We start from the raw sequence: 22583 nt of genomic DNA, 5'->3' as shown, positions 1-22583 counted from the left end.
ACCATGACAGGCTTCATCGATACCTTCACGCTGGGCGGCCCGGGTCCGACGATCGCGATCAAGGACACGATCGACATCGCAGGCCATCCGACCCGCGCGGCCAGCCGCGCACTCGCCGACGCGCCGCCCGCCGCGCAGCACGCGGACGTGGTCCGCCTGCTGCTCGACGCCGGCTGGCAGATCGCCGGCAAGGCGAACATGCACGAGCTCGCGTTCGGCATGACCGGCATCAACGACACCACCGGCACGCCGGTCAATCCGCAGGATCCGACGCGCATTCCCGGCGGCTCGTCGAGCGGTTCGGCGTCGCTCGTCGGGCTCGGTGTCGTCGACGCCGCGCTCGGCACCGACACCGGCGGCTCGATTCGCGGGCCGGCCGCCTGCTGCGGCGTGGTCGGGCTGAAGCCGACGTTCGGCCGCGTGTCGCGGCGCGGCGTCGCACCCACCGACACCACGCTCGATTGCGTCGGACCGTTCGCGCGCGACGTCCGCACGCTCGCAGCCGTGATGGCCGCCATTGCACCGGGCTTCGATCCGACGCGCGCGACAGCGCCCGTTGCCGGTTGCACGATCGCGCACGTGATCGCCGATGCCGATCCGGCCATCGCCGCCGCGCTCGATGCTGCGGTGCGCGCATCGGGCCTGCGCACGCACGATGTCGCGCTCGACGAACTGCCTGCCGCGTTCGCCGCGGGGCTCGCCGTCATCAACGCGGAAACGTCGCGCGCATTCGGGCATCTCGTCGACACCGGCAAGCTCGGCGCGGATCTCGATGCGCGGCTGCGCATGGCCGCGCAGACGACACCGGCCGCGCTCGTGCAAGCCGAAGCCGTACGCGCGCGCTTCACCGCTCAGGTCGATGCCGCGCTCGAACGCGCGGACGTGCTGGTGCTGCCGACGCTGCCCGCGTTGCCGATCACGCTTCAACAGGCGCGCGAGGGCGTATCGGTCATCGCGATGTCGTCGCTGATCCGGCCGTTCAACCTGAGCGGCCATCCGGCGCTCAGCCTGCCGCTGCCGCTCGCCGGAACACCGCTGAAGGCCGGGTTGCAGATCGTCGGCCGCAAGGGCGCGGACGAACAGGTGTGCGCGATTGCGGCACACTTCGAAACGGCGCTTGCCGCATGAACCACGATGCGGGTGCCGCTTCGGCCACGCGCCCGCGAACCAGGGAATCACGCACCATGTCAGACCGAGTCGTCCTCGTCACCGGCGCCGCGCGCGGGCTCGGCGCCGTCATCGCCGAACGCTTCCTCACGGCCGGCTATCGCGTCGCGCTGGCCGACATCGCCGCCGCCGCCATTCATGCGCACGCGCGCGAAATCGACCCGAGCGGCGAACGCGCGATCGCGCTGCCGCTCGACGTCACGTCGAAACGCGATTTCGAAGCCGCGCGCGATGCGCTCGTCGCGCGCTGGGGCGCAATCGACGTGCTCGTCAACAATGCCGGCGCATCGAAGGTCGTGCCCGCGATGGAAATCACGGCCGAGCAGTTCGACCAGGTGATCGACGTGAACCTGCGCAGCGTGCTGTTCGGCTGCCAGGTGTTCGGCCACTACTTCGCGACACGCGGCGCGGGCCGCATCGTCAACATCGCGTCGCTCGCCGGGCAGAACGGCGGCTCGGCGACGGGCGCACACTATGCGGCCGCGAAAGGCGGCACGCTGACGCTGACCAAGGTGTTCGCGCGCGACCTCGCCGCGCAGGGCGTGACCGTCAACGCGATCTCGCCGGGCCCGCTCGACCTGCCGATCGTCTACGAAAGCGTCGCGCCGGAAAAGCTGCGGCAGGTGCTCGCGAGCCTGCCGGGCGGCAAGCTCGGATCGGCCGGTTTCGTCGCGGATGCGGCGGTGCTGCTCGCGTCGGGCGACGCGCATTTCGCGAACGGCGCGTGCTGGGACATCAACGGCGGGTTATACATGCGTTGAACGCGGCGCGCGCGACGGCGCGCATTCGTGCATCTAGCGCGGCGTGTCGCCGTCGTCCCCCCACACGACCATCACGTCGCGCACCAGCGCGGCGATCGACGTCGCACCGAGCTTCTCCTTGATGCTCGCGCGATGCACGTCGACGGTCTTCACGCTGATCGACAGATCCGACGCGATCTGCTTGCTGCCCTTGCCGTCGACGACGCCGCGCAGCACCTCCTTCTCGCGTGCGGTCAGCGCGTCGAGCCGCTGGCGCAGCTCGCGATGCCGCTGGCCGACCGCGTGCCGCTGCTGCGCGAGCCGCAACGCGCGCTGCACGCGCTCGAGCATCTGCTGCGAGTTGTACGGCTTCTCGACGAAATCGATCGCGCCGTTCTGCAGCGCGCGCACGGACATCGGGATATCGCCGTGTCCGCTCACGAAGATCACCGGCAGCGTCGCGCCGCGCGCGTTCAGTTCCGCCTGGACGTCGAAACCGCTTTTCTCCGGCATCCGCACGTCGAGCACCAGGCACGCGACCAGGTTCACGTCGAAGCGCGCGAGAAAATCGGCGGCATTCGCGAAGCCTTCGGACGCGATGCCGACCGACTCGAGCAGCCAGGCGAGCGACGTCCGCATGCCGCTGTCGTCGTCGACGATGTATACGATCGGAGCGGGTGACGTCATCGGGGTGTCTCGCAAGATATCGGTATCGGCATCGCACGCGCCGCGGGTGAGGCAGGCGTCGTTCGTCGGGGTGTGCGGCACATCATAACGAGCAGAAAATGCGCTGAATACCCCTTCAAGTGCCGCATCAATGCTCCATCGCACTTTTTTCCGCGCGCCGTGCCGCGCATCTAGGTAGAACCTTTAGATGCATTGGCGAGAACGCCATCTTCATCGTCACTCGTGCGAATGTTCGCCGGCTTTTTCGCGACGTACGCTTGCTGCATCGTCGACGATTCGATGCCGCATCGACGGCTCGCACGATCGCCACCTCATTCACCCAGGAGCGCCCATGTCAGCACCGACCGATACCCCGCAACCGGCGCGCGCCGAACCCACCGCCGCGCAACAGGCCTTCCGGCAAGCGATGGCCCACCTCGGCGCGGCCGTCAACGTGATCACGACCGCGGGGCCGCACGGCCGCTGCGGGATCACGGCGAGCGCCGTCTGTTCCGTCACCGACGCGCCGCCGACGCTGCTCGTGTGCCTGAACCGGTCGAGCGCGATGCATGCGACCTTCGAGCGCAATCGTCATGTGTGCATCAACGTGCTGCCGGCCGAGCACGAACTGCTCGCGCGGCATTTCGCAGGACTCACCGAGTTGCCGATGGAGCGCCGCTTCGAGCTGCCGGTGTGGGATCGCGGCGAGCAGGATGTGCCCGTGCTGCGCGATGCGCTCGCGAGCCTGCAAGGCACGATCGCCGACATGAAGGAAGTCGGCTCGCATTCGGTGATGTTCATCGAGGCGACGTCGATTCGCGTGCGCAACGACGGCGACAGCCTCATCTACTTCAGCCGCGCGTTCCATCGCGTATCGCGTACCGCCTGCGTGCGGTAACGGTCGGGGTAACGAAACGGTGCCGCGCTCGCCGATCGCGCAGGGCTACGCCGAGCGCAACGCGCGCTGTCCCGCCGCAAGCGCCGCGCCCGCGAACAGCGTCAGCGCCGAATACACGAGCCCGCGCGCGAGCCCCGCGCTGTCGGATACCCAGCCGATCGCGACGGGCCCGGCGATCTGCCCGAACGCGAAGATCGTCGTGAACGCGCTGATGCCCTTCGCCCAGCCTTCCGGCGACAGATTGTGGCGCACGAACGCGGTCGTCGACGCGACCGCCGACAGGAACGTCGCGCCGAACAGCACGCCCGACGCGAACGCGGCCGCCGGATGCGCGAACAGCGCCGGCATCAGCGTCGCCACGCCGAGCAACGCATTGAGCACGGCCAGCGCCTGGCCGCCGCGCATCCGGTCGAGCAACCCCGACCACAGCCGCGCCGACACGATGGTCGCGACGCCGAGCATCACGTAGAACGCGGACACGACCGTGCCGCTCATCCCCGTGCCGCGCAGCAGCGCGACGATGAACGTCATGTAGCCGATGTAGCCGACGCCGAACAGTCCGTAGCCCGCGAGTGCGAGCGCGAAGCGCGCGGGGCTCGCGCCCGCCGCCGGCGCGGCGCCGTCGCGCCGCACGGCCGGTGCCGCGTGCGCATGCTCGATGCGACGCGCCGCCGCCACGGCGATCGCCGAGAACAGCACGCACGCGACCGCGAGCGCGAACCATGCGGGTTGCCATCCGTGCGTGCGATGTACGAGCGTCGCGGGCACCAGCAGCGACGACGCGACGATGCCCCACCCCGTGCCGCCGTAATAGAGCCCGAGCAGCAGCCCCGCATCGCGCGGCGACGCGGACGCGAGCCGCGCCGCCAGCACACCGCCGCTGATGAAGATCAGCGCGCTGCCGACGCCTGTCGCGAGCCGTTCGACGAGCAGCGTGTTCATGCCGGACGAGAACCCGCATGCGGCCATCAGCACCGCGGTCAGCGCGCAGCCGGTCGCCAGCAGCGTGCCGGTGCGCCAGCGCCGAGACAGGAACGGGAAGACGAGCGCGCCGATCAGGTAGCCGGCCGCGTTCGCAGTGTTCAATGCGCCGGCCTGCGCGAAGCTCCAGCCGAGATCGACCTTCATCGGCGGAAGCAGCAACGCATACGAAAAGCGCGCGAGGCCGAGCGCGATCGCGCTGCCGAGCGACAGGCAGATCGCGAGCCGCCATGCTGCCATCCGGTCGGATTCGGCGGCGCCGGCATGCGGCCCTGCTCGGCCGGCGTGCTCCGGTTGCGGCGCTGTGCGCATCGCATGTCTCCATCGTGGTTCGAATCGTGCCGCCGGGACGGCGGTGCGCGCGCGGCTGCGGCCCGCACGCGAAGTCGTCAGATGGTGCCAGAAAATCGTGGCAGCCGCCGGAGCCGGCTCGTCGACTGCTGGCGGACAATTCGCATGGACGTCAGCCGCGTGCGCATCGTTCGCGAATGATGAAACCCGAAACGATCGACGCGATTGCACTCGCAATTTAAATGAATCACATGAATGAATTCATCATTGACGGCCTCGATATTCAAAACAATTAATCCACGGCCTTCACGATCCGATTCATTCGCCTTCATCGCACGATACGCAGCGAACCAGCTTGTTTAGCACACCGCAGCTAAAAACGATGCAACGCGTTGCATTCGCTAAATCATCAGACTAATATCGACGCCACTCGCCCGGTATTCAAAAAATTCCGGACGAGCGGCGGTAATCCCTTTACCGCGCTTTCATGTTGAATCGCTCATGTTCACCACAGGAGAATTGACATGCAGGAAACCCGGCAGATCGAATTGCTTGACTGGATGCAGGAAGACACGCACCCCGAGGCCGTCGACATGATGGTCGAGGATGCCGTGGTGCCGTTCGGCACCGCGCTCTGGCCAGTCTGAGCGGCCAGCCCGTTCCCGCGGAAGGGCCGCGGCCCTTCCGCCGCTTCCGGAGACACGCATGCTGAACCTGCACCGCGCGCTCGGCTGTCACCCGGCGCTGCGCGACAAGCTCGCACGCGGCGAAACGGGCAAACTCCTGGTCGGTTACGACACCCGCAACCGCGACGTCGCGTTGCGCGCGTTTTCCGCCCTGCCCGACTCGTTCGACGCGACGACCCTCTGCCTCGAAACCACCCCGCCCGCCGACATCGCCGCCGCGCTCGCGCGCGCGGATCTGTTCGTGCTGCTGTACGACTCGTCGTGCCTGCCGACACCGTCGCCGAGCGGCCCGCCGTTCCTGGCCGCGATCCGTCCCGCGATCGTCGAGCACTGGAGCAAGTCGGTACTGTTCAAGGATTACGGCCCACATCTCGACGAAGCGTTCGCGGAATCGCTCGACGACATCGCCGCGCGCAACGGCCGGCTGATCGAAGCGGCCGCGCGCGCATCGCGGATCCACTTCATCGACGAAGCCGGCAACACGCTGACCGGCTCGCTTTCACCGGACCAGAAATGGACGAGCGTGGACGGGATGGGCAATCTCGACGTCGTGCCCGGCGAGATCGCGACGCACGTCACCGACCTGCACGGCTCGATCGTATTCAGCGGCACGTTCCTCGGCACCGTGCCGTTCGCGATCAAGTACCGCGTGACGGAGCGACTCGCGACGCTGCACGTCGAAGACAGCCTGATCGTCGATTTCGACAGCGACGACGCGGGCTTCCGGCGCGACTTCGCGTCGTACCTCGACCGGCATGACAATCACCGGCGCATCGAAGAATTCGGCATCGGCACGAACCTGGGCATCCGCGCGCTGTACGGCCGCAACGCCGGGTTCGAGGAACGCCATCCGGGGCTGCATCTCGGCCTCGGCGGCGGCGCGAACGGCAGCCACCACCTCGACCTGATCTTCGCGCGCGGCACGCTCGCGTTCGACGAGCGGATCGTGTTCGACGGCGCGTTCGCCGTCTGACTGTCGAATCAGGCTTCGGCGGCCGCCGTGTCGCCGAGCCACTTGTACATCACCAGGCAATCGACGAAGCCGAGCCGCGCGTGGCGATACGCGCGCGGCAAGCGGCCGACGATCTCGAAGCCGAGCTTCTGCCACAGCGCCACCGCCACCTCGTTGGTCGCGACCACCGAATTGAACTGCATTGCGAGAAAGCCGCGTTCGCGCGCCACCTGCTGCGAGTGCTCGCACATCAGGCGGGCGACGCCCTTGCCGCGCGCGGCCTCGCCAACCATATACCCGCAGTTGCACACGTGATTGCCGGGCCCGGCCGCGTTCGCCTTCAGGTAGTACGAGCCGAGCAGCACGCCATCCTCCTCGGCGACCCACGTGCAGAGCGGCGCGTCGAGCCACTGCGCGCGAGCGGCCTCCCGCGTCGCCGCCGGATCGAATGCATAGGTCTCCTGCGCGGTGACGATCGCGTGGTACGTGGGCCAGAAGCGGGGGAAATCGTCTTCGGTCATCGGGCGAAGCGTGATCATGCGGGTTCTCTCGTGAAGGGATCGGGGAATGCGCGCGTGCGAGCCGACGCGCGTGGTGCGACACGGTGTCGGAGCGTCATTGCGGGCCGCCGTCGCGCAACAGGCCGCTGCGATAAGCGCCCGGCGGCACGCCATACCAGCGCTTGAACGCCTGCGAGAAACTCGACAGGTCGCTGAAGCCGAGCCGCTCGGCCACCTCCGTCAGCGACAAGTGCGCATCGCCGAGCAGCGTCTCGGCCATCATGCCGCGCGCCTGCGCGTCGACCAGTTGGCTGCATATCTGCTCGCACATCGAAACCGTCAACGGGTTCGCATGCGGCAGCGGCCGATCGAGAAACGCGCGATCGAATGCAAGGCTGTTCGCGCACGCGCTTCAAGGCTGCACCATCCACACGAGCAGCATCGCGGCCGGCGCCGCGCTCATCCCCGCAGGCGGCTGCTCGATCGTCGGCTCGATCTTCAGCGCCTGCGCGATCGTCGCCGCATCGTCGACGGTCGTCGTGCGCACGATCGTCATCAGTCGCGCGGGCCGATGCAGCGTCTCGCGATACAGCGCGCCGTACCACAGCGGCCGCGTGCCGAGCGCGTCCTGCAGCACATACGGATAACGCCACAGCCGCAGTACGAGGCGGCTGTCCGGACGGGCCGGATCGACACGCACGAACACCCGGCGCGTGCTTTGGCCATGCGTGTAGCGCGGCAGCACGGGCAGCGCATCGGCCGGCGCCTGCGGCAGCAGCCAGCGCAGTGTCGTGGCGGGCGACCACGGCGTCGCGCGCTGCCAGCCGGCCAGCGACAGATGGCGATCGAGCGTGTCCGACGTCGCGCACCATTGCAGCGGCAGATATTCCTCGCGATCGCCGCCGATCTCGGAGCGCCGCGTCGGCACGCGCTGCCACCCGCCCCGCAGCCACTGATCGACGGTCATCGCGACGACGTCGCCCACGTGCGGACGCGCCGCCCGATCGAGCTGCCATTGCGCGGGCACGGTCCAGACGCCGGTCGTCGCGAGCACGACGAGCACCGCGACGAGTGCGCCCCGCGGCTGCACGTGCTCGCGCACGCGCCAGTACGAATAGGCGCCCGCCAGCATCGCGAACCACGCGAGCCCGAGGCTCCAGCCGCCGAGCAAGCCCGACAACCACGTATCGCCGACGTACAGTCGCGCGAAACCACCGAGCACGATCCACAGCACGACCGCCGTCACGACCGGGATGCGCCACAGCGCCGGCCGGTCGCGCGTGAGCACCCAGCCGATGCCGCTGCTCGCGAGCATCGCGAACGCCGCATCGGCGTCGGGCAGCGGCATGTGCAGTGCGCCGGGCGGCAGGTTCGCGGGCATCGTGCCGGGCAAGCCGGCGCCGAACGCCGGCACGAGCACGACCGCGATGCCGACCGTCGCGAGCCACCATGCGGACGTCACCCAGCAGCGATGGATCATCAGCCAGACGAGAAATGCGGCCGCGACGATCAGCCCGGTATCGTGTCCGTGCAGCACCGCGAGCGCGCGCATCGCGGCATCCACGGGCGGCGTGCGCAGGTTCTGCAGGAACGCATATAGCGCGATGTCGGCGTGCATCAGCGGATCGTTCGCGACGACGTCCTGAACGATGCCGGCAAACAGCCACACGCAGCCGACGAACAGCAGCGCGAACACAGGCACCGCGCCCGGCAGGCGGCGCACGCGCACGAACATGTCGTGCACCCGCGCGCCGAACCGCGGCCAGCGGCGTATGCACGCGTACATGGCCGCGACGAGCGCGTGGTGCAGCAGCGGCCAGCCGCGCCGCAGCGCGACACGCACGCCGATCCACACGAGCGCGACCAGCGCGGCGACCACCAGCAGAATCGCGGCGACCCGCACGCTGATCGCCGCGGCCAGCAGCGCCGACGCGCCGAACAGGATGCCCGGCGCGATGTGCACCGGCGCCCAGATCAGCGCCGACACGACGTTGACCGGATAGAACGACCGGCGCGGCAGCGTCGCGCACCCCACGACCACCGGCACGACCGCGCGCACTGGCGCCAGGAAGCGCGCGAGCACGATGCTCTTCGTGCCGTGGCGCAGCACGAACTGCTCGCCGCGCGCATACGCATCCGCGTAGCCCAGCCGGACCCATCCATTCCGGATCGCACCGCCGTAGTGGCGTCCGAGCTCGTAGCTGATCCCGTCGCCGACGATCGCGCCGGCGGCCGCGACGCCGACGACCGTCCAGCCGTCGAGCGCGCCCGCGCCAATCAGTGTGCCGGCCGCGAACATCACGGCACCGGCCGGCACGACCGTGCCGATCAACGCGATCGCCTCGGCACAGGCCGTGGCGAACACGATCGCCAGCACCAGCGCCGGGTGCGCGCCAATCGCACTGAGCCACGCGTGGATCGTGTCGCTCATCGCGGGCCGCGCGGCGTGGCGGCGCGACGGTTCCGCATCGGGCCGGCGATGGCGTGAGGAAGGTTCATGGGCGTGTGTGCGCGTTCGCGCCGGCCGGTGGCGTCAGTCGAACTCGTGCTGCCGCGCGTCGGCCTCGAGCGGCGCGTCGTGGTAGCCGACGGTCGCGATCTCGTGCAGATAGCGCGCGAGAAACGCGCCGATCGACCCGGCTTCCTCGTACTGATGCACATGGCGGAATTCGTGCGTGAGCAGGCGTCGCGTGTCGTGGCCGCGCAGCACGAACACCGCATGGCCGAGCGTGAGGCCGATCGTCCCCGGCGACAGCAGACCGGTGTCGCGCGCGATCGCGCCCAGCGCCGGCGTGTCGGGGAACGGCAGCCGGTCGGCGACCACGACGCGGATTCGCTCCGGTTGCGCGACGCCCACGGTACGCGCGTCGTCGGCCTGCGCGGGCGTCAGCGGCACGCCCCGTGCGAGCCCGTGAGCCGCCTGCGCGTCGGCCCACGCGACGGCGGCGGGCAACGCGGACGGCAGGATGTCGGCAAGATCGATCATCGTGGCGGCTCCTCGGGTCTGGACGATGCAATCGGGCACCAGTTTATCCCTGAATCAGGGTGGGCCGCGAGGCACGCCGTCTGCCCGGCCGTGACGATTCCTCGGGAATACCCTCCCCGTCTGCCCCTACCGCCCGAGCCATTTCACGACGATTATTTCGCTTCAAGACACATTCGACCCCCAGATGTCTCAAAAATGTCCCGCGGGAGCACCACTTCCCGATTCGGCGGCATATATTGATCAGAAGAACCGCAGCCGCGTCATCCAAAAGAGGGCCGCTAGATGATCAGGGTAATTCTGGCTGACGATCACGCAGTCATGCGAGACGGACTGCGTCACATCCTGGAAACGGCCGGCGGTTTCGAGATCGTCGGCGAGGCGAGCGACGGCGCGGCCACGCTCGCGCTGGCCGAGCGTTGCGCCGCCGACGTGCTGCTGCTCGACCTGTCGATGCCCGCGCCGACCGGTATCGAGCTGATCCGGCTGGTCAAGACGCAGGTGCCATCGCTGCGCATGCTGGTGCTGACGATGCATGCGGAAACGCAGTACGCGGCGCGCACGTTCAAGGCCGGCGCGACCGGCTACCTGACGAAGGACAGCGCGACCGCCGAACTCGTCCAGGCCGTCACCAAGGTCGCGGCCGGCGGCGTGTACGTGAGCGCGTCGGCGGCCGAAAGCCTCGCGCACACGATGCGCGCGCCGTCCGAAATCCTGCCGCACGAGCGGTTGTCCGATCGCGAACTCGACGTGATGCGCCGCATCGTCGCGGGCCAGACGGTCACGCGGATCGCGGCGGACCTCACGCTGAGCGCGAAGACGGTCAGCACCTACAAGACGCGCATCCTCGAGAAGATGGAACTGCCGCACGAAGCCGCGCTGGTGCGCTACGCGATGCGCCACGATCTCGATCTCGGCATCGACGACGCATGATGCCCGCATTCCGCTTCCGCCCGGCCGCGGCCGATGACGACGACGCGTCGGAGCCGTCGCGCCTGTTCATGTCGTCGCTGCCGCCCGACCGGCGGGAGCGGCGGCTCGCGATTGCGACAGTCGTCGTGTCGGCCATGATCTTCATCGCCCTCGCGCCGTTCGCCGGCATGCCGCTTGCCCACGTGTCGGGCTTCATCCCCGTGTACCAGTCGGCGATCGTCGTCAACGACATGGTGACGGCCGGCCTGCTGCTCGGCCAGTACGCGATCCTGCGCGAGAAATCGCTGCTCGCGCTCGCCGGCGGCTACCTGTTCACGGGCTTCATGGCCGGCACGCACATGCTGACCTTTCCGGGGCTGTTCGCGCCGACGGGCCTGCTCGGCGCGGGTGAACAGACCACCGCGTGGCTTTATCTGTTCTGGCACGGTGGCTTTCCGCTGGCAGTCGCCGCATACGCGCTGCTGCGCGCGGCCCCGCGCGCGCATCCGCCGTCGCTCGAGCAGCGCCGCGCGGCGATTCCGCTGCTGCTTTGCATCGCCCTGACGGCCGGCGCGACCGGCGCGCTCGCACTGCTCGCGACCGCCGGCCACGACCTGCTGCCCCGCATCATGCAGGGCAACCGGATGGCCTCGACGATGACGAACGCGATCGCGGTCGTCTGGGCGCTGAATCTTGCCGCGCTCGTGCTGATGTGGCGGCAGCGGCGCCATCATTCCGTGCTCGACCTGTGGGTGATGATCGTGCTCGTCGCATGGCTGTTCGACATCGCGCTGTCGTCGATGCTGAACCACGGACGCTTCGACCTCGGCTTCTACGCCGGGCGGACCTATGGGCTCGTCGCGTCCGGTGTCGTGCTGTTCGCGCTGCTGTTCGAGAACGGCCGGCTGCATGCGCAGACGGTGCGCGCGCTGGCCGGCGCGCGCTATCAGCACCTGCTCGTCGTGCAGAAGAGCGCGCAGCTCAACGAGGCGAACGAACGGCTCGAGCAGCGTGTCGCAGCCCGCACCGCGCAGTTGAGCGCGTCGAACCGTGACCTGCGGCGCGAAGTCGAGGAGCGTGTGCGCGCGGAGCGGGCGCTGCAGGCGTCGCGCGAGGAGCTGCGCGAGATCGCGGCGATCAGCGCGAGCGCACGCGAGGCCGAACAGCGCCGCATCGCACGCGAACTGCACGACGAACTCGCGCAGACCCTCGCGACGCTGAAGAACGATCTCGAATGGCTGCTCGACCACGTGCCGCAGGACGATGCGACGCTGGCGCGCAAGATCGCGGCGATGCATGCGCTCGCCCGCGGCGCGGTGACGGCCACGCGGCGCATCGCGACTGACCTGCGCCCGCTGATGCTCGACGACCTCGGGTTTGCGGCCGCGATGCAATGGCTCGTGGAGGATTTCCGGCACCGACACGGCATGGCGTGCGCGCTGCACGTCGAGCCGGGCGAATTGCACCTCGACGAACCGTATGCGACGGCCGTGTTCCGCATCGCGCAGGAAGCGCTCGCGAACGTCGCGCGGCACGCGGCTGCGTCGAGCGCGACCGTGGCGCTCGTTTATCGTGACGAGACGATCACGCTGACGATTCGAGACGACGGTGCGGGATTCGATCCCGGTGCGCCGCGCAAGTCGGGATCGTTCGGGCTGGTCGGCTTGCGCGAGCGCGCGTATCTCGTCGGCGGGACGCTGCGGATCGATACGACGCTCGGCGAGGGAACGACGGTGGAGGTGGACATTCCGGTGGCGTCGGCGCATGTGGCGATCGCGCATGAAGCACCGGGGGCGTCGCGGACGCAGGGGTAAGGGTGAGGATGCAGCGGCGGAATGCCGCTGCGGGGGTCAGTCGTCGTCCTTTCCCGCTGATGACGAACGGTCAGGATGGTGAGTTGTTCGAACGTTTTCGTCGATCGTCGCCACTCGCCCAATCAATTTCCATCGCTGCGCGTGCGGCTTTCAGCATCGTCCCAGGTTGGATCTGGACATCGCCCGCTCCGAGCGCGACCACGCGACCAGCGCGCCGATCCCGAGCAGCGCGAGGCACACGATCGGCACGATCATCGGGCCGAACGCGGTGCCCGTCACCTTGCCCGCGAACGGCATCAGGTTCTGGCTGAAGAAGCCGCCGAGGTTGCCGATCGAGTTGATCGCCGCGACGCTCGCCGCCGCACGCGCGCCGGTGAAGTAGCGCGGCGGCATCGACCAGAAGCACGGATACAGCAGCGGGATGCACGCGCCGCCGAGCACGAGCGCGATGAAGCGCAGCGGCGTCGACGGCAGCACGAGGCTCAGCAGGAAGCCGAGCGCACCGAGCGCCGCGACGATCGCGATCGTGCGCAGGATGCTCTTCGCGCGGCGCAGCTTCGACGGCAGCCACAGCAGCAGCAATACCGCGAGCGCCCACGGCAGCATGCTCAACAAGCCGTTCGTGCTGCTCGACACGCCGAACGACTTGACGATCGTCGGCAGCCAGTACGTGACGCCGTACAACGACGTCGACATCAGCATGTAGGTCGCCGCGAACAGCATCACGCGCGGATCGAGTAGCGCCTTCCACGGCTGGGCATGTTCTGCCTGCACCGGCTTCTCGCGTTCGAGCGCGGCCGCGACGATCTGCTTCTCGCGTTCGTCGAGGAACGGCGCATCGCGGAACGACGCCGGCAGCACGCGAAACACGACAATCGCGACGATCACCGCCGGGATGCCCGTCGCCACGAACACCCACTGCCAGCCCGCGAGCCCCCACACGCCGTTCAGGCCCAGCAGCACGCCGCCGACCAGCGAGCCGAGCATGTTCGCGAGCGCGCTGCCCAGCGTGAAGATGCCGAGCACCTTCGCGCGGTAGCTCTGCGGAAACCACAGCGTCAGGTAATAGATCACGCCCGGATAGAAGCCGGCCTCCGCGATCCCGAGCAGGAAGCGCAGCGAACAGAACGCGGGCATCGACGTCGTGAAGCCCATCAGCACGGTGATGAGGCCCCACGTCAGCATGATCCGCGCAAGCCACACGCGTGCGCCATAGCGATGCAGCGCGAGCGTGCTCGGCACCTCGAACAGCAGGTAGCCGATGAAGAACAGCGACGACGCGAGACCGAACGCGGCCTCGGTCATCCCGAGGCTGTGCACCATCTGCAATTTCGCGAAGCCGACGTTCTGCCGGTCGATGAACGCGATCAGGAACATCACGACGAGGATGGGCAGCAGGCGCCGCGCCATCTTCGACATGATGCGCTGCTCTTCGGCGGACGCGGGGTCCAGGGTTTCGGTTGTATTCACTGCGGGCTCCTCCGTGAATCGGTTGCTTGTCGGTTGAATCGGCGCCGCGCGCGATGCACGCGCGGGCGCGGGGGTGTTCGATGAAATCGGGCGACGGACGGCGGCGATCAGCCGGTCCGGTAGTCGTCGAGCATCGGCGCGAACATCTCGTGCCACGCGCGCGGCTTCGCCTTGATCGTGCCGGCGAGATACAGGAATTCGACGTAGTCCATCAGCTGGTTCGGCCGCACCGAGAAACGCGTGTCCGGCGCGGCGAGCATCTGCATCACGTCGTCGTGCGACACGCCGACACCCGACGAGGCCGCATACAGCGCGGCCGCCGCGCGCGGGTCCTGCGCGATCAGGCGGTTCGCTTCGTCGAGCGCGCCGAGAAATGCCGAGGCCAGCGCGGGCTCCGTATCGACGAGCCGCTTCGGCGCGAACACGACGTCGAGCGTCAGCGGGCCGAGCACGTCGACCGAATTCACGACGCGATGAATGCCCGGCTGCCGCAACTCGAGGGTCGAGAACGGCGGTGACGTGAAGTGCGCCGTGACGCCGTTCTCGCGGCGGATCAGCGCCTGCATCGCTTGCGGATGCGGCAGGTTCACGGTGATCGAATCGAGTTGCGCGAAATGCTTCGCACCGAGCTGGCGGCTCGCGACCATCTGCAGCACGACCGCCGACAGCGACGTGCGGATGCCCGGTACGGCGATCCGGTCGGACGGCGTGAAGTCGCGCAGCGACGCGAGACCCGGCCGATTCGCATTGAGCGACAGCGACGTCGTGGACAATCCGCTGATACCGATCACCTCGACGTTCGGAATCCCCCGTGCCCGCGCCCACAGCTCGATGAAGCCCGGCGCGCCGGCGCCCGCGAAATCGAGCGTGCCGGCCATCATCGCGTCGTTGACGGAATTGCCGCCGTCGAGCAGCACCCAGTCGACCGCGACCTCGCGCACGCCGTGCCGCGCCGCGTGCTGCTCGAACAAGCGCTGCTTCTCCATCACCAGCAGCGGCAGGTACAGCACGCCGTAGCCTTTCGAGATCCGCACCGTGCGCGGCTTCGCGCGCACCAGCGACGGTGCGGCAAGCATGCCGAGGCCGGCGGCGAGCAACGCGCGGCGTCGGGGCGACGTCGTCATGCGCACGCCTGCGTACCGCGGGCGGCAAGCGACGACGCGGCAGCCCGCGTCAGGCTTCGCCGTGCATTCGGCCGCGCCTTCGTCGTGCCCGTGACATGCTGCATGTTGCCGTCTCCTCTGGTATTAATGCCGTCATCGCTCGTTCCGGCTGAACACAGGTTATCGAGCGAGTCTGAGAAAATGCTGACATCCCGGCCTCGGGAAAACCCGTAACTCATCTACCTGCAAACGGCACCATGCGCATTCTCGTCGTGGAGGACGATGCCGAAATCGGCGCGGCGATCCGCAGCCGCCTCGCGCGGCTCGGCCATGCCGTCGATCTCGAAACCGACGGCTCGACCGCGAACGGATTGCTGCGCGTCGAGCGCTTCGATCTCGTCGTGCTCGATGCGAACCTGCCCGGCCTCGACGGCTTCTCGGTGCTGCGTAACCTGCGCGCGTCGGGCAGCACGACGCCGGTGCTGCTCGTTACCGCGCGTTCCGCGATCGACGACCGGGTGAGCGGCCTGGGCCTCGGCGCCGACGACTATCTCGTGAAGCCGTTCGACTACCGCGAGCTCGATGCGCGCGTGCAGGCGCTGCTGCGCCGCAACAGCGGCCATGCGAATGACGTGCTGACGCTCGGCGGCCTCGTGATCGACCGCAGCAGCCGGCTTGCCGAACTCGACGGCCAGCCGCTGTCGCTGTCGCGCCAGGAATTCGCGCTGCTCGAGATTCTCGCAAGCCGCCCGCAGCGGATCTTCTCCAAGGACGAACTGCTGAACCAGCTGTTCAGCTTCGGCAACGAGCCGACCGCGAACGCGGTCGAGCAGTACGTGACACGCGTGCGCAGGAAGCTGCAGGGCAGCTCGGTCGAGATCCGCACCGCGCGCGGGATGGGGTATCAGATTGCCGCGCATTGACTGGTTCCCGAAGACCCTGTTCGGGCGCACGCTGCTGTTCATCGCGCTCGTCGTCGCGACCGGCGCGCTCGCGCTCGCGGCGATCGCGCGCTACTACGCGGGCGTCGCGGCCGAACGCGCGTACGACCAGTTGCTCGCCGGCGCGTCGATCCAGGTCGCGGAGAACCTCTACGTGCAAGGCGGCGTGCTCGCGCTGAACCCGCCCGTCGCCGCGCTGTCGACGCTGTCGCGCTACGACCTCGTCTACTACAAGGTCGTCGATTCGCGCGGTGTCGTCGTGGCCGGCTACAACGATCTCGCGAGCCCCGCGACGCTCGCCGCCGCGAAACAGGGCCCCGCGTTCGCGAACGCCGTCTACCAGGGGCACCGGATCCGCACGGCGACCATCGCGCGCTACATGCCCGAGGAAAGCACGCCGGGCTGGGCGCTCGTGACCGTTGCGCAAACCACCAACGCGCGCCAGCAGCTCACGAACGACATGAGCATCAAGGTGTGGACGCTGATCCTGCTGATGAGCGTGCTCGCGATCGGCGCGAGCGGCCTCGCGATCCGGCGCGGCCTGCGCCCGCTCGCGCAGATCGGCACGCTCATCGCCGCGCGCGACCCGGCCGACCTGCGGCCCGTGGCCGTCGACACGCCGAGCGAGATCGACGCGATCATCGGCTCGATCAACGGGTTGATACACCGCCTGGCCGAGCGCATCAACGCAATGCAGCGCTTCATCGCCGACGCCGCGCACCAGATGCGCACACCGCTCGCGCGGCTCGACGCGCAGATCGAATTGCTCGACGGGGAATCCGATCCCGCGCGCCATGCGGCACGGCTCGACGCGCTGCGCGCGACCAGCGCGGACGTCGGCCGCCTCACGGGGCAGTTGCTCAATCATGCGATGGTGATTCATCGCACCGAGGTCGTGCCGCTGCAACCCGTCGAACTCGTCGCGCTTGCGAAGGACGTGCTCGGCCGCACGATTCCGCTCGCGGACACGCGCGATGTGGCCGTCGCGTTCGCGAGCGACGCCCCGCATGCGTGGATCGACGGCGATGCGATCAGTCTGCAAGAGGCGTTGTCGAACGTGCTGCACAACGCGCTGCTGCATGGGCATGCAGACGACATCGTCGTGTCGGTCGCCAGCGCGGGCAACGCGGATCAAGCGGTGACGCTGACCGTCACCGACAACGGGCGGGGGATTCCGCGCGAGCATTGGGAGGCGGCATTGCAGCCGTTCGTCCGGATCGCGCCGGACGGCAGCGAGCATCGAACCGGGTCGGGGCTCGGGCTCGCGATCGTGCAGGAAGTCATGAAAGCGCACGGCGGGCGCATCGGGTTCGCGTTTCCGGACGCCGGCGGGTTCGCGGTGGTGATGACGTTTCCGCGAGCGGCGGGGATGGGCGCGAGGCGGGCATAGGCCGGTGAAACCCGGCTCACGGTCGAACCGGCACTTGCTTCAACTCGTGAGCCGCAGGTCATCATGGTTCGGTTGCCGATGAGCCACGCCAACTACAGCGCCACCACCTCCCCGCCCAGATACGCATCGCGCACGCGCTCGTCGTCGAGCAGCGCCTTCGCGGGCCCTTCGAGCACGACGCGCCCGGTCTGCAGCACGTATCCGTAATGCGCGATCTCCAGTGCGAGGCTCGCGTTCTGCTCGACCATGAACACCGTCACGCCCTGCTTGTTGATCGCGTCGATCAGTTCGAGCACCTTGTCGACATAGAGCGGCGACAGCCCCATCGTCGGCTCGTCCATGCAGATCAGCTTCGGCCGCGCCATCAGCGCGCGCGCCATCGCGAGCATCTGCTGCTCGCCGCCCGACAGCGTGCCCGCGCGCTGCGCGAGCCGCTCCCTCACACGCGGAAACAGGTCGAGCACGCGTTCGTAGTCTTCCGCCACCGCCGTGCGGTCGCCGCGCGTATACGCGCCCATCAGCAGGTTCTCGCGCACGCTCATGTCGCCGAACAGCCGCCGCGCCTCGGGCACGGCCGCGATCCCGCGCCGCACGCGCTGCGGCGTCGCGAGCGCCGTCACGTCGTCGCCGTCGAAGCGCACGACACCGCGACGCGGCCGCATCAGCCCGAGGATCAGCTTCATCGTCGTCGACTTGCCGCTCGCATTGCCGCCGAGAAGGCTGACGATCTGCCCGCGGCCCACTTCGAAGTTCACGTCGAAATGCACTTGCACCGGCCCGTAGAACGTATCGAGGTGTTCGAGTTTCAGCAGCGCATCGGTCATGGTCGTGTGGGGCCCTGAAGAAAGTGCGGTCATGCGGCCGCCTGTGCCGCGCGGTCGGCCGGTGCGCCGCCCGCATGACGCCGGCCGAGGTAGGCCTCGATCACGCGCGGATCGTGCCGCACGTCGCTCGGCGCGCCTTCAGCGATCTTCACGCCGTTGTCGAGCACCATCACGCGGTCGGACACGCGCATCACGAGTTCGAGCTTGTGCTCGATCAGCAGGATCGTCAGGCCGCGCGCCTTCAGCGACTGGATCAGCTGCAGCATCTCGGCCGTCTCCGTCTCGTTCATCCCGGCCGTCGGTTCGTCGAGCAGCAGCAGGCGCGGATGCAGCGCGAGCGCGCGGCCGATCTCCACGCGTCGCCGGTTCGCATACGACAGGCTGTGCGCCGGATGATCGATGCGCGGCGTGAGCCGTTCGCCGAACCCGGCGACGATCGCGCGCGCTTCTTCACGCAGTGCCGCCTCCTCGCGCCGCACCGACGCGGGCCGCACGAGCGCGCGCAGCACCTCGGCCGCCGCGCCGAGCGCGGGCCAGCCGGGCCGGGCCGCGCGCAGACGCGCATGTGCGCCGATCAGCACGTTGTCGAGCACGCTCAGGTTGCCGAACACGCGGCCGTGCTGGAACGTGCGCGCGATGCCGAGCGCCGCGAGCCGTTCGGGCGCCGTGCCCGTGATGTCGCGGCCGTCGAACGTCACGCGGCCGGCATCGGGCCGGTCGGCACCCGCGATCAGGTTGAACAGCGTCGACTTGCCGGCGCCGTTCGGCCCGATCACGCTCAGCAGTTCGCCGTCGGCAAGCGTCAGGCTCGCGCCGTCGAGCGCGGTCACGCCATCGAAGCGGCGCGTCAAACCCTGCACGTCGAGCAAGGGTCGGGTGGTCGTCATCGCATTCCTCCTCACACCGCGCCGAGCAGGCCTTGCGGCCGGAACCGGACGAGCAGCAGCAGCACGACGCCGTAGATCAGCATCCGGTAGTCGGCCGCCCAACGGAACAGCTCCGGCAGCCCGATCAGCGCGACCGCACCGGCGATGCCGCCGAGCACGTTGCCGAGCCCGCCGAGGATCACCATCGTCAGCGCGAGGATCGACACCTGCGAATCGAAGGTCTGGTGATTGATGTAGCTGTACAGGTGCGCGGCGATCCCACCGCTCACGCCGGCCGCGACGCCGCCGACCGCGAACGCGATCGCCTTGTAGCGGTTCGGCGCGATGCCGTGCGCGCGTGCGGCAACGTCGTCCTCGCGCACCGCGCGCAGCGTGCGGCCGAGATGCGAGCGCAGCAGCCGCACCTGCACGAGCGCGAAGACGACGAGCACCGCGAACGTGAACCAGTACGCGGCGCGCGCGGTCGTCGCCCACGGCAGCGGCGCGATGCCGGTAATGCCGAGCGGGCCGCGCGTGAGGCCGTCCCAGTTCAGGATCACGAGGCTTACCACTTCGCCGATGCCGAGCGTCGCGATCGACACGTAGTGCCCGCGCAGCCGGAACGCCGGATAGACGAGCAGTGTGCCGAGCACGGCCGTGATCGCGCCCGCGCACGGGATCGTCACGGCCGGCGACCAGCCGAGATCCGACGACAGCAGCGCCGACGCATACGCCCCGATCACGAGCAGCGCGGCGTGACCGAGCGAGATCTGCCCGACCGTGCCCGCGACGAGCGTGAGGCTCAGCGCGAGCAGCCCGTACAGCCACGCGTTGGTCAGCGTCTGCAGCACGTACGGCGATGCACCGAGCCACGGCAGCACGGCCGCCGCGGCGATCAGCACGACGATCACCGGGCGCGGCACACGAACGGCCTTCGCGGCCGCGAGGAACGTGCCCGTCATCGGTTCCGGCGGCAACGCGCGGTTCGCGCTGAACAAGCCGTTCGGGCGCCATACGAGGAATACGATCAGCAGTCCGAATGCGAACAGATCGCGATAGCTCGTGCCGAACAGCGCGACGCCGTAGCTTTCGACGAGACCGAGCAGCAGGCTGCCCGCGATCGCGCCCGGTACGTTGCCGAGCCCGCCGATCAGCAGTGCGACGACGCCCTTCAGCGTCGCCTGGAAGCCCATCGCCGGATCGATGCTGTTGTAGTACATGCCGACCAGCAGCCCGCTCACGCCGCCGAGCGCGCACGCGATCGCGAACACGGTCTGGTTCACGCGGTCGACGTCGACGCCCATCTGCAGCGCCGCGTCGCGATCCTGCGCGGTTGCGCGCACGGCCCAGCCGAGGCGCGTGAAGCGCAGGAAGCCGTATAGCAGCGCGGCTGCGGCGATGCCGATGCCCGCGATCAGCAGGTCGAGCGAGCCGAGCGTCGCGCCGGCGATCCGCAGGTGCCAGTCGGGCAGCGGCGTCGGCACCGCGCGCGGGTCCGCGCCGAACGCGAGCTGCGCGAACTGGTCGAGGATGAAGCTGATGCCGATCGTCGCGAGCAGCGGCGCGATCCGCGCCGCGTGGCGCAGCGGCCGCAGCCCGATCCGCTCGATCGCGATGCCGAGCGCGCCGCAGCCCACGACGACCGCCGCAAGCGCGACCGGCAGCGGCAGCCCGAAGCGCGTCAGGCACAGCCAGCCGATGAACGCGCCGACCATGTAGACCGAGCCGTGCGCGAAGTTGATCAGGTGCGACACGCCGAAGATCAGCGCGAGCCCGACCGCGAGCAGCGCGTAGATGTTGCCGACGATGAGGCCGTTGAGCGTGTAGTCGAGCCAGGATGCCATCACGATGCGTCCGTCACTTGCATGCAGTTGATTCGGAATCAGCGCGCGGCGAGTTGCGGCTTCGCGCCGTCCCACAGCGCCCACTGCCCCTGCTTCACGACCAGATACACGGTGCGCGCGCCGGCGACGCGGCGCGTCTGCGGATCGAAGCGCACCTTGCCGAAGATCACGCTCGGCACGTCGCTCACTTTCGCGAAACCGTCGTGCGCGGCCTGGCGTGTCGTGCCGTAGCGGCGCAGCACTTCGGCCGACAGGATCAGCGCATCGTATGCGCGCGCAACGAACGAATCGGGATCGGCATGGAATTTCGCGCGATAGCGCTGCACGAACGCCTGCACCTCGGGGCGCGGCTCGGCCGGGAAGAAGTTCGATTCCGTATAGACGCCGTCGACGGCCGCGCCACCCAGTTCGAGAAACTTCGGCGAATACACGGAGCCGACCGCCGCGATCGGCAGCGTGACGCCCGACGTGCGTGCCTGCCGCACGATCTGCGCGCCGTCCGCGTAGTACGAGATCAGCACGATCGAATCGGGCTTCGATGCGCCGATCCGCACGAGCGTCGAGCGGAAATCCTTCTCCGCCGGCTGGTAGCCCTCGGCCGCGACGACCTGCGCACCGAGCCCGGCCGCCGCCTTCGCGAAGATGTCCTTGCTGGTGCGGCCCCAGTCGGTGTTCAGGTACAGCACCGCGATCCGCTTGAAGCCGAGCTCCTTCACCGCGTAGCGCGCGAGCAGCGGCTGCTCCTCGGCCTGGCTCAGCGCGGTGCTCCACAGGTAATCGCCGCCCTTCGTGAAATCCGGATGCGAATTCGTGAAGCCGAACTGGATCAGTTGCCCGCGCTGGTAGATCGGCGACGCGGCCATCGACGTCGCGCTCGAGAAATCGCCCAGCTCGATCGCGATGCGCGGATCGGCGACGAACTTCTGCGCGATCGCCACGGCCTGACGCGGATCGCTGCGGCTGTCCTGGAAGTCGACCGCGAGCGGCCGGCCGTGAATGCCGCCGCTGCCGTTGATCTCGTCGAGCGCGAGATCGAAGCCGCGCTTCCATTGCTCGCCGTATTGCGCGTCCTGGCCCGTGAGCGGCCCGCTCACGCCGATCACCACCGGCTCGCCCGAGACGCCTGCCGCGAGCGCGCCGCCCGTCGACAAGCCCCATGCGGCAGCGAGCGCCGCCACCGTGCCCAGCACGCGCCGCCATGCGCCGCGTGCGTCGTTCCCCGAAACGTTCATGCCGCCCCCACCTTCAGTCAGTCGAAAAGAGTGAGGGCATGTAACCATCCGGTTCAGGGCGTTCCAACGAAGTTTTGCGCATATCGATATCGCGTGCGGCGCGATGCGGATGACGTTCGCGAACGGCCATCCGCGTGGCGCGTATCGCGCGGTGCGTGAGCAGGCATCGCATCGCGTTGATTCGATTGACGTTTCCCGCGCGGCGCCGCTCGCAGCCGAGGTGCCGGCACGCAGCATCGACCATCGTGACGATCGCGCGCTTCGCAGTTTCCGCGCTGTCGATAGCAAAAATCATTATATGAATCGCGCATGCTCACACTCCT

General features: G+C 68.8%; 22 protein-coding genes and 1 pseudogene. 9 read left to right on the top strand and 14 right to left on the bottom strand.

Features of this window, described 5'->3' with window-relative positions; translation table 11 throughout:
- Positions 1–3 precede the first annotated feature (3 nt).
- Together LGM71_RS17200 and LGM71_RS17195 are read left to right on the top strand one after the other, a co-directional pair.
- Complete coding sequence (locus tag LGM71_RS17200) at positions 4–1128, top strand: amidase (RefSeq protein WP_175814687.1); 1125 nt, start codon at positions 4–6, stop codon at positions 1126–1128.
- A gap of 56 nt (positions 1129–1184) precedes the next feature.
- Complete coding sequence (locus LGM71_RS17195) at positions 1185–1928, top strand: SDR family NAD(P)-dependent oxidoreductase (RefSeq protein ID WP_226115487.1); 744 nt, start codon at positions 1185–1187, stop codon at positions 1926–1928.
- Between the two features lie 33 nt (positions 1929–1961).
- Here the strand turns inward: LGM71_RS17195 and LGM71_RS17190 are convergent, their stop codons facing one another.
- Positions 1962–2594, bottom strand: coding sequence for a response regulator transcription factor (locus LGM71_RS17190; protein ID WP_124620829.1), 633 nt, complete (start codon positions 2592–2594; stop codon positions 1962–1964).
- A 331-nt stretch (positions 2595–2925) separates the two neighbouring features.
- On the opposite strand from LGM71_RS17190, the gene hpaC reads away from it, so the two are divergent.
- On the top strand, positions 2926–3471 hold the full coding sequence (gene hpaC / locus LGM71_RS17185; protein ID WP_059601253.1) for a 4-hydroxyphenylacetate 3-monooxygenase, reductase component: 546 nt from the start codon (positions 2926–2928) through the stop codon (positions 3469–3471).
- 45 nt (positions 3472–3516) lie between these two features.
- On the opposite strand, the gene LGM71_RS17180 is transcribed toward hpaC, so the two are convergent.
- The gene (locus tag LGM71_RS17180; protein ID WP_226115486.1) at positions 3517–4764 is read right to left on the bottom strand and encodes a YbfB/YjiJ family MFS transporter; all 1248 of its coding nucleotides are present in this window, start codon (positions 4762–4764) and stop codon (positions 3517–3519) included.
- Positions 4765–4841: 77 nt separating this feature from the next.
- Positions 4842–5075, bottom strand: a complete 234-nt coding sequence (locus tag LGM71_RS17175) for a hypothetical protein (protein WP_226115485.1) — start codon at positions 5073–5075, stop codon at positions 4842–4844.
- A 192-nt stretch (positions 5076–5267) separates the two neighbouring features.
- Here LGM71_RS17175 and LGM71_RS33175 point away from each other — a divergent pair, with 192 nt between their 5' ends.
- Together LGM71_RS33175 and LGM71_RS17170 are read left to right on the top strand one after the other, a co-directional pair.
- Entirely contained in the window at positions 5268–5390 is a 123-nt protein-coding gene (locus tag LGM71_RS33175) for a hypothetical protein (RefSeq protein WP_006752127.1), read from the top strand.
- A gap of 58 nt (positions 5391–5448) precedes the next feature.
- Positions 5449–6402 carry a leucyl aminopeptidase gene (locus tag LGM71_RS17170; protein WP_151049958.1) on the top strand — a complete coding sequence of 318 codons (954 nt, stop codon included), beginning with the start codon at positions 5449–5451 and terminating at the stop codon, positions 6400–6402.
- Positions 6403–6410: 8 nt separating this feature from the next.
- On the opposite strand, the gene LGM71_RS17165 is transcribed toward LGM71_RS17170, so the two are convergent.
- From LGM71_RS17165 to LGM71_RS17150, 4 genes and pseudogenes are all read right to left on the bottom strand, one after another.
- Positions 6411–6920, bottom strand: a complete 510-nt coding sequence (locus LGM71_RS17165) for a GNAT family N-acetyltransferase (protein ID WP_174909023.1) — start codon at positions 6918–6920, stop codon at positions 6411–6413.
- A gap of 76 nt (positions 6921–6996) precedes the next feature.
- Positions 6997–7290 (bottom strand): annotated as a pseudogene (locus LGM71_RS17160) (helix-turn-helix domain-containing protein); the annotation flags it as partial.
- Positions 7291–7293: 3 nt separating this feature from the next.
- A complete protein-coding gene (locus tag LGM71_RS17155; protein WP_226115484.1) occupies positions 7294–9312 on the bottom strand; it encodes an LssY C-terminal domain-containing protein in 2019 nt (672 codons plus the stop codon).
- 102 nt (positions 9313–9414) lie between these two features.
- The gene (locus LGM71_RS17150) at positions 9415–9867 is read right to left on the bottom strand and encodes a hypothetical protein (RefSeq protein WP_124620809.1); all 453 of its coding nucleotides are present in this window, start codon (positions 9865–9867) and stop codon (positions 9415–9417) included.
- A gap of 282 nt (positions 9868–10149) precedes the next feature.
- Here LGM71_RS17150 and LGM71_RS17145 point away from each other — a divergent pair, with 282 nt between their 5' ends.
- Positions 10150–10797, top strand: a complete 648-nt coding sequence (locus LGM71_RS17145; protein WP_151049967.1) for a response regulator transcription factor — start codon at positions 10150–10152, stop codon at positions 10795–10797.
- On the top strand, positions 10794–12590 hold the full coding sequence (locus tag LGM71_RS17140; protein ID WP_226115483.1) for a sensor histidine kinase: 1797 nt from the start codon (positions 10794–10796) through the stop codon (positions 12588–12590). The genes LGM71_RS17145 and LGM71_RS17140 overlap by 4 nt, the downstream gene beginning before the upstream one ends.
- 150 nt (positions 12591–12740) lie before the next feature.
- Here the strand turns inward: LGM71_RS17140 and LGM71_RS17135 are convergent, their stop codons facing one another.
- Positions 12741–14060: an MFS transporter gene (locus LGM71_RS17135; protein ID WP_151049970.1), complete on the bottom strand. Its 1320-nt coding sequence runs from the start codon at positions 14058–14060 to the stop codon at positions 12741–12743.
- Between the two features lie 107 nt (positions 14061–14167).
- The gene (locus LGM71_RS17130; RefSeq protein ID WP_059601225.1) at positions 14168–15184 is read right to left on the bottom strand and encodes an ABC transporter substrate-binding protein; all 1017 of its coding nucleotides are present in this window, start codon (positions 15182–15184) and stop codon (positions 14168–14170) included.
- Between the two features lie 236 nt (positions 15185–15420).
- Between LGM71_RS17130 and LGM71_RS17125 the strand changes: the two genes are divergently transcribed.
- Together LGM71_RS17125 and LGM71_RS17120 are read left to right on the top strand one after the other, a co-directional pair.
- Positions 15421–16086, top strand: a complete 666-nt coding sequence (locus LGM71_RS17125) for a response regulator transcription factor (RefSeq protein WP_124901449.1) — start codon at positions 15421–15423, stop codon at positions 16084–16086.
- Positions 16073–17494: a sensor histidine kinase gene (locus LGM71_RS17120; RefSeq protein ID WP_226115482.1), complete on the top strand. Its 1422-nt coding sequence runs from the start codon at positions 16073–16075 to the stop codon at positions 17492–17494. Before LGM71_RS17125 ends, LGM71_RS17120 begins: the two co-directional genes overlap by 14 nt.
- 92 nt (positions 17495–17586) lie before the next feature.
- On the opposite strand, the gene LGM71_RS17115 is transcribed toward LGM71_RS17120, so the two are convergent.
- The 5 genes from LGM71_RS17115 to LGM71_RS17095 are packed head-to-tail and all read right to left on the bottom strand — an operon-like array spanning position 17587 to position 22555.
- Positions 17587–18351 (bottom strand): ABC transporter ATP-binding protein, encoded by a 765-nt coding sequence (locus LGM71_RS17115; protein ID WP_174909045.1) that lies wholly within the window; start codon positions 18349–18351, stop codon positions 17587–17589.
- Complete coding sequence (locus LGM71_RS17110) at positions 18348–19205, bottom strand: ABC transporter ATP-binding protein (RefSeq protein WP_226115481.1); 858 nt, start codon at positions 19203–19205, stop codon at positions 18348–18350. The genes LGM71_RS17115 and LGM71_RS17110 overlap by 4 nt, the downstream gene beginning before the upstream one ends.
- An 11-nt stretch (positions 19206–19216) precedes the next feature.
- Positions 19217–21028 carry an ABC transporter permease gene (locus LGM71_RS17105; protein ID WP_226115556.1) on the bottom strand — a complete coding sequence of 604 codons (1812 nt, stop codon included), beginning with the start codon at positions 21026–21028 and terminating at the stop codon, positions 19217–19219.
- A gap of 38 nt (positions 21029–21066) precedes the next feature.
- Positions 21067–22260 carry an ABC transporter substrate-binding protein gene (locus LGM71_RS17100; RefSeq protein WP_175814671.1) on the bottom strand — a complete coding sequence of 398 codons (1194 nt, stop codon included), beginning with the start codon at positions 22258–22260 and terminating at the stop codon, positions 21067–21069.
- A 13-nt stretch (positions 22261–22273) separates the two neighbouring features.
- Positions 22274–22555 (bottom strand): hypothetical protein, encoded by a 282-nt coding sequence (locus LGM71_RS17095; protein WP_226115480.1) that lies wholly within the window; start codon positions 22553–22555, stop codon positions 22274–22276.
- Between the last annotated feature and the right edge of the window lie 28 nt (positions 22556–22583).

The organism is Burkholderia sp. AU33545, from assembly GCF_020419685.1.
GTDB lineage: Bacteria > Pseudomonadota > Gammaproteobacteria > Burkholderiales > Burkholderiaceae > Burkholderia > Burkholderia diffusa.
Note: the sequence above shows the minus strand (reverse complement) of the source record. Positions and strands in the feature narration are given on the sequence as shown.

Coding starts and splice junctions, on each gene's coding strand:
- LGM71_RS17125 (WP_124901449.1), top strand. CDS start 15,421: ATGCGCATTCTCGTCGTGGAGGACGATGCCGAAATCGGCGCGGCGATC.
- LGM71_RS17175 (WP_226115485.1), bottom strand. CDS start 5,075: ATGAAGGCGAATGAATCGGATCGTGAAGGCCGTGGATTAATTGTTTTG.
- LGM71_RS17155 (WP_226115484.1), bottom strand. CDS start 9,312: ATGAGCGACACGATCCACGCGTGGCTCAGTGCGATTGGCGCGCACCCG.
- LGM71_RS17145 (WP_151049967.1), top strand. CDS start 10,150: ATGATCAGGGTAATTCTGGCTGACGATCACGCAGTCATGCGAGACGGA.
- LGM71_RS33175 (WP_006752127.1), top strand. CDS start 5,268: ATGCAGGAAACCCGGCAGATCGAATTGCTTGACTGGATGCAGGAAGAC.
- LGM71_RS17130 (WP_059601225.1), bottom strand. CDS start 15,184: ATGACGACGTCGCCCCGACGCCGCGCGTTGCTCGCCGCCGGCCTCGGC.
- LGM71_RS17110 (WP_226115481.1), bottom strand. CDS start 19,205: ATGACGACCACCCGACCCTTGCTCGACGTGCAGGGTTTGACGCGCCGC.
- LGM71_RS17150 (WP_124620809.1), bottom strand. CDS start 9,867: ATGATCGATCTTGCCGACATCCTGCCGTCCGCGTTGCCCGCCGCCGTC.
- LGM71_RS17170 (WP_151049958.1), top strand. CDS start 5,449: ATGCTGAACCTGCACCGCGCGCTCGGCTGTCACCCGGCGCTGCGCGAC.
- hpaC (WP_059601253.1), top strand. CDS start 2,926: ATGTCAGCACCGACCGATACCCCGCAACCGGCGCGCGCCGAACCCACC.
- LGM71_RS17195 (WP_226115487.1), top strand. CDS start 1,185: ATGTCAGACCGAGTCGTCCTCGTCACCGGCGCCGCGCGCGGGCTCGGC.
- LGM71_RS17140 (WP_226115483.1), top strand. CDS start 10,794: ATGATGCCCGCATTCCGCTTCCGCCCGGCCGCGGCCGATGACGACGAC.
- LGM71_RS17100 (WP_175814671.1), bottom strand. CDS start 22,260: ATGAACGTTTCGGGGAACGACGCACGCGGCGCATGGCGGCGCGTGCTG.
- LGM71_RS17115 (WP_174909045.1), bottom strand. CDS start 18,351: ATGACCGCACTTTCTTCAGGGCCCCACACGACCATGACCGATGCGCTG.
- LGM71_RS17200 (WP_175814687.1), top strand. CDS start 4: ATGACAGGCTTCATCGATACCTTCACGCTGGGCGGCCCGGGTCCGACG.
- LGM71_RS17105 (WP_226115556.1), bottom strand. CDS start 21,028: ATGGCATCCTGGCTCGACTACACGCTCAACGGCCTCATCGTCGGCAAC.
- LGM71_RS17095 (WP_226115480.1), bottom strand. CDS start 22,555: ATGATTTTTGCTATCGACAGCGCGGAAACTGCGAAGCGCGCGATCGTC.
- LGM71_RS17190 (WP_124620829.1), bottom strand. CDS start 2,594: ATGACGTCACCCGCTCCGATCGTATACATCGTCGACGACGACAGCGGC.
- LGM71_RS17165 (WP_174909023.1), bottom strand. CDS start 6,920: ATGATCACGCTTCGCCCGATGACCGAAGACGATTTCCCCCGCTTCTGG.
- LGM71_RS17180 (WP_226115486.1), bottom strand. CDS start 4,764: ATGCGCACAGCGCCGCAACCGGAGCACGCCGGCCGAGCAGGGCCGCAT.